The sequence below is a fragment of the Limnoraphis robusta BA-68 BA1 genome (assembly GCF_034932365.1).
Lineage (GTDB): Bacteria > Cyanobacteriota > Cyanobacteriia > Cyanobacteriales > Microcoleaceae > Capilliphycus > Capilliphycus robustus.
The window spans coordinates 22,212-38,175 of record NZ_JAYGHR010000101.1; the positions used below are offsets into that span (position 1 = coordinate 22,212).

The window sequence follows — 15,964 nt, forward strand, 5'->3', positions numbered from 1 at the left end:
GCGTTAACGTAACAAGAATTATGACGGGTGGAGAGTTCACGCGAAAACTTGAAGAAATTACTCGTAAGATTACTAACGATGAGTTCGAGTTCTCCAAGCACGCGGTCGATCAGTCTATCTTACGTCAAATTCGAGTCGATGAAATCAAGCAAGCAATTAGCAATGGTAAACTGATTGAAGACTATCCTAACGATAAGTACGGCCCTAGTTGTCTCATCGCTGGTTTAACTCAAGCTCAACGACCAATTCATGTTCAATGTAGCTATCCCACCCGACCATTGATTAAAATTATCACAGTGTATGAACCCGATCCCGAACGATGGAATGAAGACTTTACAATTAGGAGGATGAGTAACAATGATCAGTGATCAACAAGAACAACTGGTTGAGAAGCAAGTCACTTACACGCTGGAAATTAATGGCAAGTTCTTCTTAGTTGAAAATGTTCCTGCTCGTGTAAACGAAGAAACAGGCGAACAATTCTTTTCTCCATCAACTGTCGAGCATTTACAACAAATTATTCTGAACAAAACACAGCCGGATCGGGTCATTGAAACTCCCGTGTACAGCTTTGGATAAAATCCATAATTGTGCTATCCGGCTCACTCTACCATCTCAAGTTGACTTGCCAATCTTAATTTTAGCCTTTAGAATGAAGATATAAAAGCATTAATCCTTGTAATTTATCGAGGCTCTCTCAATGCCCAGCCCTGTCCAAGGAACGAGTGGACTATTCCAACTCACTCATGGAGAGATTCAGGGTCGCCTTGATCAGCAGAAGCTATTCGGGTTAGACGAGCTACAGAGGTCTTTATTTAACTTTTGTAAAGTTATATTGACTGCGGACAAGTCAATCCTGCGAAAATTAGGGTTCTACGATCTCGCCCCCTCAGTCCTCCTATATGGGCCACCAAACACAGGTAAGACCAGTTTATGTTACTTCTTGTTTGATCGGCTCAAGCAAGAGGTTACAAATGAGATTAATTTTTATACAGTAGATGTGGGAAGAATGCTAGATCCCGCTCTCGGTCAATCTTCCCGAAATTTAGCGCAAATTTTTGATGATTTACGACAGGTTTGTGCTGATGATTCCTCCGCATTTCTGTTATTAGATGAACTGGATGCTTTTTGCATGAGTCGTTCTCGCGAACAAGAACATGATGCTGTTCGTCGAGCGATGACAACATTGATGCTAGAACTTGATCAATTACGACCCTCGGTAAGTCAACGTTTGATTGTATTTGGTGCAACCAATGTACCTCATCTAGTTGATACCGCAGTTGTTCGCAGATTTACATTAAAGCATCATGTAAATGCTCAGTTATCACTGGATGAGTTTACAGCTTATCTAAACTATTTAAACCAAGAAATAAACTATAAATTTAAGCCCGAAGATTTAAGAAAGCTCTACGATATTTATAAATTTCGGGGGTTTACAGTCGGAGATATTAAAAATTTGTACAAGATTTTATTCATTGAAGTCTTATGTACGAAAGGGGAATTCTCTATTGCAGATAGATTGCTGGAACTCTTTCAGCAAGGATTTTCAACGGGTGAACATTTAGCTAAAACTTATCAGGAGATATCCAATGTCTGATCAGCAATGGGAAACAGATGAAGATCGAATGATGTATCATTATAGAGTCCATAAGCACTTTATCGGATGGGTCATCGAGCGACTAGAATCAGAAGGAATTTCAGCAAGAAGAACCACAGGGAATGACAGGAATGGGGATATTCTCCTTATTAATGAAGAAGATGTTCCTCGTGTTCAACAAATTGTTCGTGAGATTCAAAATAAGTATAACAACAAGTCGAATTAGATAGGGGGGTCAACATGGCACATATTGAAATAAAAACGAAAGATCATATCTATCCGGGGGAGGCACAGAAAATTATAGACAGAGGAACGGTGACTGCAATATTAACTACAGGAAAAATTTCTCCCAAAGCCAAAGCTTTATTTGATGAAGCTAATATTGCTTGGGCTGAAAATGTTCCGGAGAAAGAGTTTATGGAATCTGAAGCTAAGGAGGAAGGTTAATGTTGTCTATCAGCTTTTACTCAATTAAAAAGACATCAGATAAGTCTTCGCAAGTTCTAGAGTTGAATGAACCAGAGGTTATAGAGATAGCAGATGATCTTTATCAGGATCTCGCAAAATCTGAATTTTCAAAAATTGGTCATAATCAATCTATCAAAGTCAAGATAGAAGATGAGGAAAAGGACTTAAAACTGGTCAAATTAAAAACTGATGTTCGTAATAAATTAATTGATTTTTTTAAAGAAAAAATTGTCGTGGAGAGTGAAAAGTTTACTCCAATAAAAAGCTCGGCATCAAAAGATGAAATCAAAAATATAGGTTTTCCTATCATTCAACGAATCAATATGCTGAATGAAATTAGAGCTTTATTGGAAAATAAAAGTTATCAGTATTTAGATCGAACTGATTAACTTCGTTTTTTTAACAAATCGGCTCATCATATACTTGTCGGGTGGGTTAGATCATTAACAGAACGAAAAAATCGATAAATTTGTTATCAGACCCACCCGACCCGAAGATCGCGATCGCCATTTGCAATTAATCTTCTATCTTTGATATGATAAGAGTTTGTGCCTGTCTGAAATAAAAGGCGATCGCTGTGATTGCAGCATATCCTCACAGGCTTAAGCCTATAATGTTAACTCCTAATAGAGATTATTGAAACATGGCAATTACAATCGAATGTCAAAAACGCCCGGAAGGAAGTAAACCCAACGCATTGCGTCGTGAAGGTTTAATTCCTGCTGTTTTGTATGGTCATCAGGGTGCAGAGTCAATTGAACTCACCCTAGACGCGAAAAAGGCTATCCTGTTGATGCAAAATGCAATTGTCAACAAAACTGTGATCGAACTCAGCATTCCTCATCTATCCTGGAATGGTCAAACGGTACTCCATGAAGTTCAATCTCATCCTTGGAAGCCCCTGCCTTATCACTTTAGCTTTTTTGCAGTCAAAGAAGAGGCTTGAACTCCACTAGCCCCCAGCAACCTCCCCCAATCCCTCGAAGATCGGGGGGATTCAGTTGTCCCTCTCTTCGTAGGAGAGGGTTAGGGTGAGGTTTTATCCGGCGATAACTGTTTGTAGCTGATCGGCGGGAGATTTGGCTAAACGGGGGCCATGAATTTGTACGACTAACGAACCGAGATAATTCCCCCAACGGGCGGCTTGTGATGTTGTTAAACCGTTAGTCAGTCCATAGAGAACCCCTCCCGCAAACGCATCTCCAGCGCCAACGGTATCAATCGGTTTAACGGGAAATCCGGCAACGGGGATAATATTTCCCTTTTCGACGACTAAACAGCCTTTTTCACCATTGGTAATAAAGGCTAAATCAACAATTTTACTGAGTTTAGTGGCGCAATCTTCTAAAGATTCACTTTGAAAAAAATGACGCACTTCTGAGTCGTTACAGAAGATCACATCACAATATTCTGAAACTAATTGGTGAAAATCATCGGTGAAGCGATCTAATAAAAACCCATCAGAAAATGTAAACGCCACCTTGACACCATGACGTTTAGATTGTTCCATTGTTTCTATGCAGGCTTTGCGAGGATCGGGCGCATCCCAAAGATAGCCTTCAACGTAGCTATATTGACAACGACTTAAATGTTCGGTATTAATATCACTAACGGATAACCGAGTTGAAACCCCTAAGTTGGTACACATGGTTCGTTCGGCGTCGGGCGTTGTCAAGACTAAACAAGTTCCGGTAGGGTTTTCTGAGTGGAGATCGGGATCAACTTCAAACCCAATTCCTAGCGCTACCATATCCTGACGGTAAAATTCCCCGTTGGTGTCTTCTGCGACTTTTCCCGTGTAGTAACCGCTTCCTCCACTTTGGGCGATCGCAATCATTGTATTCGCCGCAGAACCCCCACAACGCAATTCTAGAGATTGATTTTCTAACTGTTGTAATAGTTTACCTTGGTTTTGGGCATCCATCAAGGTCATCGCGCCTCGATTTAGGCTATGGTTTTGAATAAAATCATCATCAACTAATGCCAAAATATCTAGCAAGGCATTTCCGACACCAAAAACATTTATGGACTTTGAGGCTTGATTATCTTCTGTCATGGGATCTGGGTTGAGAACTGATTAAACTTTTTTACCCATCATATCAAATTCTGTGTTTGAGGTAAATTAAATCAACGTCTAAACTGAAAATAATTGCCGATCAGGAGTTTTTAATATGACTGATTCTTCTCTTCCGATTTTAATTCAGCAGATGTTACAACCGTCGTTTTATCCTCATCCGGTTACTGAACCGATTCAATTAATCCAAACTCATATTTCTTTTATTCTGCTCACGGGGGATTATGCGTATAAAGTCAAAAAATCAGTTAATTTTGAATTTTTAGATTTTTCTAGTTTAACAAACCGCCAACATTTTTGTCAAGAAGAACTGCGTTTAAATCAACCGCTAGCCCCAAAGTTTTATTTAGAAGTTTTACCGATTTCTCAAGTTGGCGATCGCTTTCAACTGGGAGAAGAAACTAACATCGTAGAATCTACGTTAAAAATGTGTCAGTTTCCGCAAGATAATCTGTTGATTACTTTGTTTGAACAGGGAAAACTGACTTTAGAACATCTGACTCAACTGGGGAAAAAAGTTGCTCTCTTTCATCTCAACGCCCCAAGCAATGATTATATTCGTCAGTTTGGAGAAATCCCTAAAATTCGTCAAGCGATTGAACAAAACTATAATCAAACGGCTCAATATATTGGCTTTGTTCAAACTCAACAACAATACGAAGAAACAAAGCAATTCACCGATAAATTTTTTAAAGAAAATGAATCTCTCTTTCAAAGCAGAATCGCACAAAATTGGATTCGAGAGTGTCACGGAGATTTACATTTAAAAAATATGTTTTTATGGCAAGATGAAGTGATGTTATTTGATCGGATTGAATTTAACGAAGAATTTCGCTTTGTTGATGTCATGTATGATATCGGATTTACAGTGATGGATTTAGATGCACGAGGACGTTCTGATTTGAGTTGTCAATTTTTAAATACTTATATTGAACAAACCGGAGATTGGGAAGGATTACAAATATTACCGTTTTATCTCTGTCGTCAAGCCTATGTACGGGGGAAAGTGAATTCAATGATGTTAGATGAATCGGAGATTTCTAGCGATAAAAAACAAGAGATTCAAAAAGAAGCGGCTTTATATTATCAACTCGCTTGGCAATATACACAGCAAAAACTAGGACGAATTATAATGATGTCGGGTTTGTCAGGTTCGGGAAAAAGTACAGTTGCCAAACAGTTAGCCAGACGTTTAAACGGGATTCAAATTCGTTCAGATGCGGTGAGAAAACAGTTAGGCAAAATTCCGTTAAATGAACGAGGGACAGAAGCTTTATATACGGCAGAAATGACACAAAACACCTATAAACGGTTGTTAGACTTGGGGCTAATTTTAGCAAAACAAGGGTTCACAGTGATTCTAGATGCTAAATATGATCAGCAACAGTTACGAGAAACAGTAATCAAACAATGTGAGTTTGATCAACTGCCTTTGAATATATTAGAATGTGTGGCACCGATGGAGATTTTGCGATCGCGTTTACAACAGAGAAAGGGAGATATTACCGATGCGACGGTTGATTTATTAGAGAGTCAACAACAAGCCTCCGAAGTGTTTACAGAAGCAGAAAAAGCTTATGTTACCTCAATTGATACAACTCAAGATATTGCAGCACAACTTGATCAATTCTCTCATGTTTTATGAATAAATTCACCACGAAGACACAAAGACACTAAGATGTGATATTGGTGTTTTTTTGACTGTAAAAAATCCCCACCCTTTTGATCAAGATGGAGATTTAAAATAGAGTTGGTGATTCCAAACCGTCGAAATAATAAGGGATGAGAACTATTTTCCGCTAATTTGTTCCCAGAAAGCTTGAACTTCTTGGGACAATTCTTGACGGTTGGAAGCCCGCAACAAATAGCGATAGATAAACCAAGCCGAATATCCCATACCAATTAACTCAAAGGTTGGTGCAAGTAAAGGAATATCATTGAGGGCATCAATCACTGCAAACAGAACTCTCAGAGACACAATTGCCGCTATAATCAGCAAAATTGTGATGATCGGTTTCTGGTATTCCCCGAAGAAACCTGAGACGTAAGCAGGCAATTCAGCGAGGACTTCAACGACTTTGGCTTTGATTTCGTCAAATTGGGTTGTCGTTGTCTGTTCGTCAAGTGTAGCTTGTGTCAAGGGGTCTACAGATGTAGTTTTCACTTCGACAGAAGAAGGGGTTGTTGTGGTTTCTATTTTAGGATCGGGCATATTAGCCTCCTGAGATGACATCAAAACATAATGATAAACCAGCAGAATCATTATCCTGCTAGCAGTAGAGACAAGATTAGCAGTCTTTTAGCTGTGATCGCTAGTTATTTTCGTTATTTGTAAACTTCTCAAATTGGACATCAGCACAATCACCTATTTACAAATTAAGATAGCCTTAATAATCTAACGGTAAGCCACAGCTTTCTAACACCGAGGAATCTTGCAGCAATTCTTCGGTTGGCATATCTACTAAAATTTTACCCTGTTGTAGCACCATTGCGCGTTGGGTGACTCTCCTAACCCAGTTGAGATCATGAGACGCAATTAACAGCACTTCTACGGGTAATTCGGGTAAAATCTCAGCCAGATGACGACGCCACCAAGGATCAAGGCCATTCGTTGGTTCGTCCAAAATCAAAATCGAAGGGTTCAAGGCCAAAATTGCTGCCAACGCCGCTAACCGTTTTTGTCCCCCAGAAAGTTCATGTACGGGACGGTTCGTGACATCTGCGAGTCCAAAATCGGCTAACAGTTGATAGGCTTGTTCTTGGGCTTCTTCTGGGGAAACGCCATAATTACAAGGCCCAAAAATCACATCTTCTAAAATCGTGGGCATAAAGAGTTGATCATTCGGTTCTTGAAAACCAAATCCAATATGACGCCGCACTTGAAATAAATTTTTCGGTTCTAGAGACATTCCTTGTATCCATATTGTACCAGATTTTGGTTGTTTTAACCCCACTAAATTTTCCATCAAGGTACTTTTTCCGGTTCCCGTTTTTCCGAGTAGGGCAATTTGTTCGCCTGGGCTAAGGGTAAAGGAAATATCCTGCAAAACTGGATCTTGATTCGGATAACTAAAGACCAAATTTTGAACAACAATTCCCCTTTTGTCAGTTGCCAATTCTCTCGAAGAATGATGTAGTTGTTCGGGTGTTGTATGACTCAAGGTTTGATATTCCTCTAAATTCATAATAAAATTTCTAATGTAATCAGTCCACCGACGATTCCTAAACTGATCATTAAAGCGATCGCACTGTAAACATCTAAACTCCCTTTTGATCGATGAGATTTCATAGACGCACCATATCCCCGCAATTGCATGGCTTTGTAAATCTCCTGAGATTGTTGATAGCTCCGAACCAGCAAACTTCCCGCTAAAGCTGCGTAGACTTCCATATTTCGCCTACTCAATTTGGTGGGTTGAAAACCTCGCAGTCGGGTAGCCCGTTGCATGGTATTCAGTTGATAAGCCAGTTCAAATAAATAGCGATAAGATAACAACATCATATCGGCTAAAATGGGAGATAAACCGAGCGATCGCATCGCTTTAATTAGGTTCAAAAACGAACCCGTACCAAACAGAACCAAACCCGTGATAAAAATAGCTAAAAACCGACCAACAATCAAAACAATGGCTAAAAGTCCCTCTTGTCGTAAGGTAATGATTCCCCATTGCCAGAGAATGGTTTGACCCGAAAAAAAAGGTAATACTGCGATAAGACCCAACAAAAAAATACCCGGATAGCGTAATCGAATGAGCAGAAAAGATAACGGCAATCGCGACAATAGATATAAAAGAGCTGTCAGGGTTAATATCACCGGAAGTAAACGCACATCTTCAACGGTAGCAAATGCAAACATTAAAGCAAATAACCCGATCAGTTTATACTGCGGATGCCAACGATGAATCGGTGAATTGAGGTGTGCATACTCATCCAGTGCCAATCTCATGCTTTATCCTAACTGGGTAAAAGTTCGGGTTTAACTCGTTGTAAAAAGCTAACCACCATTGCTGTAAAAACGCCCTCTATTCCCATCAATGGAATATGAGCCAACATTAACGCCAAGATAGCAGTTTGTTCAGCTTGAGCATCAAAACCTGAAGGAATATTCGTAATGGTTAACCCAAAAAATAGCAAAGCTGCAAGTCCTAAACCTGCTGCACCCGCTAAAAATCCAAAAAGATTCAGGGAAACAGTCGGTTTCAGTCGATGTCCGATGCTGTTGCGAAACTGAAAAATTTGAGCGGCAACGATCGCCGGAACACCCATAATGATGGCGTTAATTCCTAATGTTGTTAGCCCTCCATGTCCAAACATCACGGCTTGAAACAATAGACCAATTAAAATCGCCGGAAACGCATAATAACCTAATACTGCACCCAACAAACCATTCAGAACTAAGTGAACACTCGCGGGAGGAATGGGAATGTGAATACTAGAGGAAACAAAGAAAGCAGCCGTCAATAAAGCAGCTTTTGGGACTCCATCAGTCGGATTATTTTGTCTATTAATCTGTTTTAGAGAATACCACGTCGCTAAACCCGCGATCGCATATCCTCCAATGCAGACTTGAGCCGGGAGAATTCCCTCAGAAATGTGCATGAGATTATACGATTAATTTATTCTTCTGATTTAGCTTTCTGATTCTTGTTGTCGAACATTTGGGGTATCCTCAACGGGTGAATGTTTGAGATTTAGTTTGGAGAAAAATAAAGCCGTTCCCACACATCCCCACAGGATAGAGCCAATCATTAACCCTTTCTGAATGGGACTTAATCCTTGACTTGTTTTTGAATAAAAAGAACTCTGTTCGTTTTGATTTTCAGTTGGTTGATCAGCAGAAACTTGAGGATTATTTGTATTGTTTCCTACTGCAATACTAATCAAACCCCCATGCCCTGCTTGCCGCACTTTTACTTCCCAATACCCAATTTTAGAGGGATCAGGGGTAAACATAAAATTCCCCTGATTGTCCGTTGTTCCCTGCTTCCAAGGCGTTGTCGGGTCATCAGGTGCATAAACCGTAACTTGAGCATTTTCTAAGGGCGCACCCGTGTCATATTTGGCGTTGATCTCAATCGCTTGAGTTGCATTGTGTTCAATTTTAACGCCATGAGCTAAGGCTTTTTCCGATAAACCCAAACTCGAAAATAGCACTAAGCCGAGAATTAATTGCCATTTCATGTTCATTCTCTCCTAGATCTAGCATGATGAACTTTCCGGTGTTTTAATGTTGGTTTGTTGCAACTTTTCAAGCTGAACTCCTTAAGGCTTTACTTCCTTGCCATCACTTGTTGATTCTCAATTCTTCTGAGCGGTAAGCTGAGTTTCTTTGCAGTGACCTTCACCAACATGACCCAAACTCGGCAAAATGGCGATCAGTTTATTATATTCTTCCGAAGAAAGTTGCTGTTTCAGTGTGGCTAAATCGGCATCTAATGAAGATCCTTTAGCGGCTTTTGCTAACGGTTCAAAGCCTAAAGCCCCTGTATTAATTTCATCATCAGCCGGGGCTTCTCCATCTCCAAATAAATGATCAAAGTGGAAAGTTGCTTCTAACTGTGCAGTTTCTCCCGGTTGCAGAATGCCTTTACGATTTTCTCCGACAAAATCTCCACAAGTAAAAGCTAATTCTTGGTCAAGTTTCAGCGTAAAAGGCACCGTTTGGCCACCCTTTGTTGCCGTTCCCTGCATAACCATTGTGTAGCCTGCGGCTGGCCCTTCTTGGGCTTTATTCATCTTCCAAGACAAAGCGTTATATCGGCCCGGAGGTGCTGGGACTTCGTTGACGAGAATCGTTTCCGCATCCTCGCCGCCTGCGGCTAAGTCAACGGTTTTGTCCACGACTAAACTAATGGTTTGTTTGGCTTGGGGTTCGCCTCCGGCTTCCGCATCGTAGGGGGTAAAGGTTTCGTAGGCTGTGGCGTCGGAAATGTTGACATAAATGTGATCAAAGTTGACTTGCCAACCGTCTTTAGTTGTGAAGCCTTGACGAACAAAATCTTCTCCATTGGCTCGAAACTGCATCGTACCCACTTCGCCTGTAGGAGCGAGAATTTCTGAGGTAGCTTCTGTTTGCGGTTGTCCGGCTTCTGGGGTTGGGGTTTGAGAACAACCCAACAGGACTCCTGAAACCAAAAAAACTAAACTTCCAAAGGTGACTAACTGTTTTTTCATCCCTGATGCTAGATTACGGACTTTCTAATAGTATAGGAAACAAGCTTAAGCCGAGCTTGACAATCCCCTCTAGGGGCATTTTAAAACAGCTTTTACTCAAACTCTTGAATATCTTAAACATTAAGATCAAAAATTGCTACTCATTTTTTCATTTTCATAAAAAAATCTCAGAAATATAAGTTTTTCTGAGTATAAGTTAAGAAAACTTCTATTGTAAAAGTAGCTTTTTTCGTCTATTATGAACAACTTATCATTTTTTTCACTCTATCTAAAGGGGAGTTTCTAGATAATAACCTAGAGACTGACACCCCCTTGTTGATATTGTGATGATTCATCTGCATTGAAATTACAGAGAATTTACAGACTGGTTAACCATTCTACAAGTCCTTGTCCAGTGATGGCTTCTAAACTGATCAATGAGATAAAACCAATCATTGCTAAACGTCCATTCAGCTTCTCTGCGTACTGAGTGAAGCCCGTTTTCGGGGTGTCATCAACGTACATTTTCGGCTCAACTGCAAAGTTGTTCAGACGTCCACCTTCTTCAATGCTATAACCACGACTTGTCATATCTTTCTCCTAAAATTTTTTCTATCTGTATCTAAATGTAACATACTATTAAAATTTGTAAAGATGTTTGACAAAATATCTTTTTGATAGTATTGTAAAGAGTTAGCCTAATTTACAGTTGTCAAACAGTTCAACGGGAAAAAGTCCTGGAAGTGGAGCAGTAACTTAGTAGACGATTTATGGTACAACACGGTACTATCTGTAAGATCAGATAATAGATCTATGCAACGAGCCTATCATACCAAGTTAAAACTGAACAACAAACAGAAGACTTTAATGGCGACCCACGCCGGATATTCTAGGTGGGTTTGGAACTGGGCGCTAGCGATGTGGAATGAAGCTTACAAACAAGGGTTAAAACCTTCAACGAATAAGCTAAAAAAGTTCTACACCAATCACGTCAAACCTCAATATCCCTGGCAGTCAACGCTAAGTTCTAGAGTTTATCAATTTGCCTTCATGCACTTGGGAGAAGCATTTAGCCGATTTTTTCAAGGCATTGCCAAACATCCTAAGTTCAAGAAAAAAGGCAGAAATGATAGCTTTACTCTCGATAATTGTGGCAAAGTAATGAGGTTTTCAGGGAAGAGATTGAAACTTCCTTTTATTGGATGGATATTCACTTATGAACCCCTCCCGGAAATTCAGACTAAACGAGTCACAATTAGTCGAGTCGCTGATTCTTGGTATCTGTCTGTAGCCTACGAATTTGAACCAGAACAGACTGTTAAATCCCGAGAATATCTGGGTGTTGATGTTGGAGTTAAGGTGTTGGCTACCTGTTCAGATGGTACTGTTTTCGCTAACCCCAGAGCTTACAAAAAAGCTCAAAAAAATCTAGCTCGACTTCAGCGTGAACTTTCTAGAAAACAGAAGGGTTCCAATAACAGGAATAAAGCCAAGCTCAAATTAGCAAGAGCTTCACAAAGAATTGTCAACATTCGCAAAGATACAATTCATAAACTTACCTCATGGCTATGCAAAAACCACGCAGTCATCGGGTTAGAAGACTTGAATGTTTCTGGGATGTTGAAAAATCACAAGTTAGCGGGTGCTATTGCCGATTCTGCTCTTTATGAAATTCGTCGTCAAGTCGAATATAAATCCTCGTGGTACGGCTCGACTCTGGTTTTTGCAGATCGCTTCTATCCGTCAACTAAAACCTGTTCAAATTGCGGTCACGTTCAAGAAATAGCACTGAAAGAACGAGTTTTCATCTGTGAAGCTTGCGACATATCAATTGAGCGCGATTTGAATGCGAGCCTCAACTTAAAGCATTACGCCGAAGGCTATTCGGTTTGAGCCTGTCTGACCGGGTGCTGCCGACAGTCCGGGGTGATGCAGGAACGAAACATTAATACGGTTTATACCGTGTTATATCAGTTTTCGATAGCAGTTATCCTAGAGACAATATTCATCTTCTGAAGATCAGCACACTAGCGCGGCATAATGAATACTAACCAACCCAGGCGTTATTCTCTCAACTCTCCTGCGACATCAGAACAAGAGGAAGAGTCTCTCGAACCTCAAGCTTCTCCGACCATCATTACCTTTGCTGTTGTGATGCTGATGAGTGCATCAACAACATTATCAATGATTTCTGGAGACTACACTTACTCACCAGAAGAGGGAATTGAAAAGATTTCTCCATCATTGGAAAAGGTTTCTCCCTCAAAAGAGCTTGCTAAACCTGATGTTACGACACCGCCCTCTCAAGCGATTTCTCCCTCAAAAGAAGTTCCTAAACCTGATGTTACGACACCGCCCTCTCAAGCCAATTTAACTCCCCCCTCATCAACAGCAGTCAACACAGCTCAAAAAATTACCGACACTGCCCTGTTAGACGGTTTAGAACAGCAGCTTTTTGACAGTCTTGATCAAACCTGGACAATTCCAGTTTCGGAAACTTCTATTTATGTCGTTCGTGTTGATGAAACTGGAGCAATCATCGCTTATACTCCGATTAATAGTATTGCCCAAGATAATCTTCAGAATATCCCCCTTCCTGACTTGATTCAATCTAATGCTCCTGTAGATTCAGGAAAGCCTACGGTTGATTTTGCTGAATTTGAAGTTATATTTAGTGATTCAGGAACTTTGGAAGTTCAACCCCATAACCCCGAAGAATTTAAAAACAAAATGTAAAGGCAACAGGGAAAAAACTGATAACTGCTAGGGGTAATTGATCAATTACCCCTACGTTCACTGTTAACTGTGATATCCTCCCTACCCCCATTGCGGAAAACTCAAGACTCACCTACACTATCGAAACTTAGTTTCAAGAAGTTATCTTTCTTGAACGGTAGAGGCTAATTGATCTTATCAGTGTGAGGAAAAGATGTCGAAATCAGTTTGGAATGCTCTGCTATTGACTCAGAGTGTTTTAATCGTCAGTTTAACAGGGGGATTTTCTGCGATCGCCGTTGAGTTAAACTCTGATCAAGAGATGATATCAGACGCTTCAAGTGAAAGAACAAGAAAACTTGATATTGCGAGAAACTATCAACTATCAGGGTTAGAGGAATCCCTAGCCCAAGTTCCGGTTAATCCTCACAGTGGTTTTGAAGAAGTTCCAAGCAACTTCGGGGATGGAGACTCCCAAAATCAACTTAATGAATACTTTCAAGAAGGACGAAATTCCCAGAAAAAACAGCAAGTCACATCGGTTTCCCAACTGTCGGATGTTCAACCGACTGACTGGGCATTTCAAGCCTTACAATCGTTAGTCGAACGTTATGGTTGTATCGCCGGATATCCCGATGGCACCTACAAAGGAAATCGAGCTTTAACCCGTTATGAATTCGCCGCAGGGGTGAACGCTTGCTTAGAACGAATTAATGAATTAATTGGCGCTTCAACTGCCGATTTAGTCACCCGAGAAGATTTAGCCAAATTGCAACGATTAATGGAAGAATTCGCGGCAGAACTGGCAACAATTCGTGGACGAGTGACGGTTTTAGAAGCGCGGGCGGCAGAACTCGAAGCCAATCAATTTTCAACAACCACAAAACTCGTGGGAGAAGGGATTTTTTGGATCTCAGATACCTTTGGCGATCGCGCTCAGTATACGATAGCAGGCGGCCCAAATGTTGACGATAGCGAAGATCCAACACAAGCCTTTTTTGGGTATCGAGTTCGTTTAGATTTTGAAACCAGTTTTACAGGCGAAGATTTACTGTTAGTTCGGTTACAAGCTTCTGATGTGAGTGATTTAACCTCACCCGAACTCACGAATACTTTAATGACAGTTCCGAGTGTCGATGATGGGACAACAGATGGCTTTGAACTCGATGATTTATTTTATGTCTTTCCCGTATTTAATGGCAAAGGAGAGGTTTATTTTGGGGCAAAAAGTCTTGATTTAGATGATGTTCAAGATCCCCTGAGTCCTATCTCAGAGGAAACAACGGGAGTTATTTCTGCTTTTGCCCGTTATAATCCCACAACATTTAGAGGCCCCCAAGGAACGGGAGCCGCTTTTAAATATGTGTTTAATGATCAATTCCAATTAAATCTCGGTTATTTAGCGAATGATGCGGCTAATCCCTCCGAAGGATTTGGTTTATTTAATGGTGCATTTAGTGCCAGCGCTCAACTGATTTATAAACCCCTGGATAATTTAGTTTTTGCCGTTGATTATAACCGCAGATACTTTAATCCTGACGAAGTATTTGTCGGCGGTGGAACGGGGAGTTTTATCGCCAATAGACCCTTTGGAGATCAGGCGACAACCAGCGATAACTTAGGCTTTCAGTTTAACTGGCGATTGTTTGAAAATTTTGAATTTGGGGGTTGGTTTGGTTCGACTTGGGCCGATCAAAAACAAGGGGGAGATGATCATGCCACAATCATTAACTGGGCAACAACCCTTGCCTTTCCCGACTTATTAAAAGAAGGAGATATGCTGGGTATTGTGGTGGGAATGCCGCCCAAAATGGTTTATCATAGTATTGATGATCTCGAAGAAGATGATGATACTTCGATTCACATTGAAACGTTTTATCGGTTTCAAATTAATGAATACATTGGGATTACACCGGGATTTTATATCATCACTGACCCCGAACATGATAGTCGCAACGACACCATTTTTGTGGGAGTGTTGCGAACCTTGTTTCAGTTTTAGAGTTTTAAATTAAGCTTCATTTAGGGGCGTAAACGCTACGCCCCTGCTGAATTTTCAAAAAATCTCTCCTGCAACGTTAAGCCCAAAAAAGTTAACGCATCTCCTGTTTGTTGAGAAGTCTCAGCCTTAAGTTTTTGTGCAGAGCGCCCACACGCTGGAGAGATATCCCTAGCTTTTCGGCAATTTCTTTATGCTTCAGCCCTTGCTGTAAAAGATCATAAACCTCTTGTTCTCTAGGGGTGAGTTCAATTCTACGATGTCCTTGCATAATACTTTTTCCACTCGATGTTACTATTTTTACAGGTTTTCTAGGCTGACGGCTACCGGGAAAATACTGAATTTTGAAAGTCTTTTTAGCACATACTAAAACTTAGAAATTTTCGGGGGTAAAAACTTCCAACATTGGAAAGGTGAAAAGGCATAAAGCCATTCTCTGGAAAAACCGGGTTTCTATTCGCGGATGGACATCAGGCGAAACTCCAATCACCTAAATGGGTGAAGTCACGCACTGAAGGGCAAGCCATACTAAAGATAGAGAAAAAACATCACCCTTTCGACTGCCCCAACTCTCCCTACAAAGTTGGGGTAAACGACTGTTAAACGCAAAACGCAGAAAATTGTTGAAAGCTGTAGAAAAACGCTATAATTTGAAGGGGTCACAGTTTTAGGAATGTTGGCGAATGAACGAGGACGCAGTAAAGGTCATCAAAGTGACGAGAACTGAGTTCGAGTTGAGTGACGGGAGGATGTATGAACATCCACTCCCGTTTGACCCGCTTTAACTACAACTTTATTGATTGTTTCTTCAGTAGTTATGGAGTTCAGATCGAGTTAATCGAAGAAGTCTTACCGAAATCTTATGAAGCTGAATTAGTTGAGGATATTGTGTCCCTAATGGCTTCGTTTTCGGCAAAGATTTATGGGAGACGAAGCAGCCAACGACCTAAGGAGCATT

General features: G+C 40.6%; 20 protein-coding genes and 1 pseudogene. 12 read left to right on the forward strand and 9 right to left on the reverse strand.

The annotated features are described in order from the left end of the window. Window positions 1–20 precede the first annotated feature (20 nt). The 7 genes from VB836_RS28595 (at window position 21) to rplY (ending at window position 3,011) form a co-directional block, all read left to right on the forward strand. On the forward strand, window positions 21–368 hold the full coding sequence (locus VB836_RS28595) for a DUF4258 domain-containing protein (RefSeq protein WP_323224704.1): 348 nt from the start codon (window positions 21–23) through the stop codon (window positions 366–368). Beyond that, window positions 358–579, forward strand: a complete 222-nt coding sequence (locus tag VB836_RS28600; RefSeq protein ID WP_323224706.1) for a YgiT-type zinc finger protein — start codon at window positions 358–360, stop codon at window positions 577–579. Before VB836_RS28595 ends, VB836_RS28600 begins: the two co-directional genes overlap by 11 nt. A gap of 121 nt (window positions 580–700) precedes the next feature. Further along, a complete protein-coding gene (locus VB836_RS28605) occupies window positions 701–1,597 on the forward strand; it encodes an AAA family ATPase (protein ID WP_323224708.1) in 897 nt (298 codons plus the stop codon). Then, the gene (locus tag VB836_RS28610) at window positions 1,590–1,823 is read left to right on the forward strand and encodes a hypothetical protein (protein WP_323224710.1); all 234 of its coding nucleotides are present in this window, start codon (window positions 1,590–1,592) and stop codon (window positions 1,821–1,823) included. The genes VB836_RS28605 and VB836_RS28610 overlap by 8 nt, the downstream gene beginning before the upstream one ends. 14 nt (window positions 1,824–1,837) lie before the next feature. Continuing rightward, window positions 1,838–2,044, forward strand: a complete 207-nt coding sequence (locus VB836_RS28615) for a hypothetical protein (RefSeq protein ID WP_323224712.1) — start codon at window positions 1,838–1,840, stop codon at window positions 2,042–2,044. Beyond that, the gene (locus VB836_RS28620; RefSeq protein ID WP_323224714.1) at window positions 2,044–2,454 is read left to right on the forward strand and encodes a hypothetical protein; all 411 of its coding nucleotides are present in this window, start codon (window positions 2,044–2,046) and stop codon (window positions 2,452–2,454) included. The genes VB836_RS28615 and VB836_RS28620 overlap by 1 nt, the downstream gene beginning before the upstream one ends. Window positions 2,455–2,708: 254 nt before the next feature. Next, the gene (gene rplY, locus VB836_RS28625) at window positions 2,709–3,011 is read left to right on the forward strand and encodes a 50S ribosomal protein L25 (RefSeq protein WP_323224716.1); all 303 of its coding nucleotides are present in this window, start codon (window positions 2,709–2,711) and stop codon (window positions 3,009–3,011) included. 93 nt (window positions 3,012–3,104) lie between these two features. Here the strand turns inward: rplY and VB836_RS28630 are convergent, their stop codons facing one another. After that, window positions 3,105–4,121 (reverse strand): adenosine kinase, encoded by a 1,017-nt coding sequence (locus VB836_RS28630; protein WP_323224718.1) that lies wholly within the window; start codon window positions 4,119–4,121, stop codon window positions 3,105–3,107. Window positions 4,122–4,236: 115 nt separating this feature from the next. On the opposite strand from VB836_RS28630, the gene VB836_RS28635 reads away from it, so the two are divergent. Next, complete coding sequence (locus VB836_RS28635) at window positions 4,237–5,784, forward strand: bifunctional aminoglycoside phosphotransferase/ATP-binding protein (RefSeq protein WP_323224720.1); 1,548 nt, start codon at window positions 4,237–4,239, stop codon at window positions 5,782–5,784. Window positions 5,785–5,928: 144 nt separating this feature from the next. Here VB836_RS28635 and VB836_RS28640 read toward each other — a convergent pair whose 3' ends face one another. The 7 genes from VB836_RS28640 to VB836_RS28670 all read right to left on the reverse strand — a co-directional run bounded on the left by VB836_RS28640 (window position 5,929) and on the right by VB836_RS28670 (window position 10,883). Next, window positions 5,929–6,351, reverse strand: coding sequence for a CAAD domain-containing protein (locus tag VB836_RS28640; RefSeq protein WP_323224722.1), 423 nt, complete (start codon window positions 6,349–6,351; stop codon window positions 5,929–5,931). 175 nt (window positions 6,352–6,526) lie between these two features. Beyond that, the gene (locus VB836_RS28645; RefSeq protein WP_323224724.1) at window positions 6,527–7,324 is read right to left on the reverse strand and encodes an energy-coupling factor ABC transporter ATP-binding protein; all 798 of its coding nucleotides are present in this window, start codon (window positions 7,322–7,324) and stop codon (window positions 6,527–6,529) included. Continuing rightward, window positions 7,321–8,085, reverse strand: coding sequence for a cobalt ECF transporter T component CbiQ (gene cbiQ, locus VB836_RS28650; RefSeq protein WP_046278188.1), 765 nt, complete (start codon window positions 8,083–8,085; stop codon window positions 7,321–7,323). The genes VB836_RS28645 and cbiQ overlap by 4 nt, the downstream gene beginning before the upstream one ends. 8 nt (window positions 8,086–8,093) lie before the next feature. Continuing rightward, window positions 8,094–8,738, reverse strand: a complete 645-nt coding sequence (cbiM, locus tag VB836_RS28655) for a cobalt transporter CbiM (protein WP_323224727.1) — start codon at window positions 8,736–8,738, stop codon at window positions 8,094–8,096. Window positions 8,739–8,768: 30 nt separating this feature from the next. Beyond that, on the reverse strand, window positions 8,769–9,320 hold the full coding sequence (locus tag VB836_RS28660; protein WP_323224729.1) for a carboxypeptidase-like regulatory domain-containing protein: 552 nt from the start codon (window positions 9,318–9,320) through the stop codon (window positions 8,769–8,771). Between the two features lie 117 nt (window positions 9,321–9,437). Then, window positions 9,438–10,313: a DUF4382 domain-containing protein gene (locus VB836_RS28665; protein WP_323224731.1), complete on the reverse strand. Its 876-nt coding sequence runs from the start codon at window positions 10,311–10,313 to the stop codon at window positions 9,438–9,440. Window positions 10,314–10,670: 357 nt separating this feature from the next. Next, window positions 10,671–10,883, reverse strand: coding sequence for a chlorophyll a/b-binding protein (locus VB836_RS28670; protein ID WP_046278184.1), 213 nt, complete (start codon window positions 10,881–10,883; stop codon window positions 10,671–10,673). A 222-nt stretch (window positions 10,884–11,105) separates the two neighbouring features. Here VB836_RS28670 and VB836_RS28675 point away from each other — a divergent pair, with 222 nt between their 5' ends. The 3 genes from VB836_RS28675 (at window position 11,106) to VB836_RS28685 (ending at window position 15,009) form a co-directional block, all read left to right on the forward strand. Further along, window positions 11,106–12,185 carry an RNA-guided endonuclease InsQ/TnpB family protein gene (locus VB836_RS28675; protein ID WP_323224733.1) on the forward strand — a complete coding sequence of 360 codons (1,080 nt, stop codon included), beginning with the start codon at window positions 11,106–11,108 and terminating at the stop codon, window positions 12,183–12,185. A gap of 147 nt (window positions 12,186–12,332) precedes the next feature. Beyond that, window positions 12,333–13,028: a superantigen-like protein SSL4 gene (locus tag VB836_RS28680; RefSeq protein WP_323224735.1), complete on the forward strand. Its 696-nt coding sequence runs from the start codon at window positions 12,333–12,335 to the stop codon at window positions 13,026–13,028. Between the two features lie 193 nt (window positions 13,029–13,221). Further along, window positions 13,222–15,009 (forward strand): iron uptake porin, encoded by a 1,788-nt coding sequence (locus tag VB836_RS28685; protein ID WP_323224737.1) that lies wholly within the window; start codon window positions 13,222–13,224, stop codon window positions 15,007–15,009. 91 nt (window positions 15,010–15,100) lie between these two features. Here VB836_RS28685 and VB836_RS28690 read toward each other — a convergent pair whose 3' ends face one another. Continuing rightward, the gene (locus VB836_RS28690; protein ID WP_323224739.1) at window positions 15,101–15,277 is read right to left on the reverse strand and encodes a LuxR C-terminal-related transcriptional regulator; all 177 of its coding nucleotides are present in this window, start codon (window positions 15,275–15,277) and stop codon (window positions 15,101–15,103) included. Window positions 15,278–15,759: 482 nt separating this feature from the next. Between VB836_RS28690 and VB836_RS28695 the strand changes: the two are divergent. Beyond that, a pseudogene (locus VB836_RS28695) lies at window positions 15,760–15,964 on the forward strand (hypothetical protein); the annotation flags it as partial.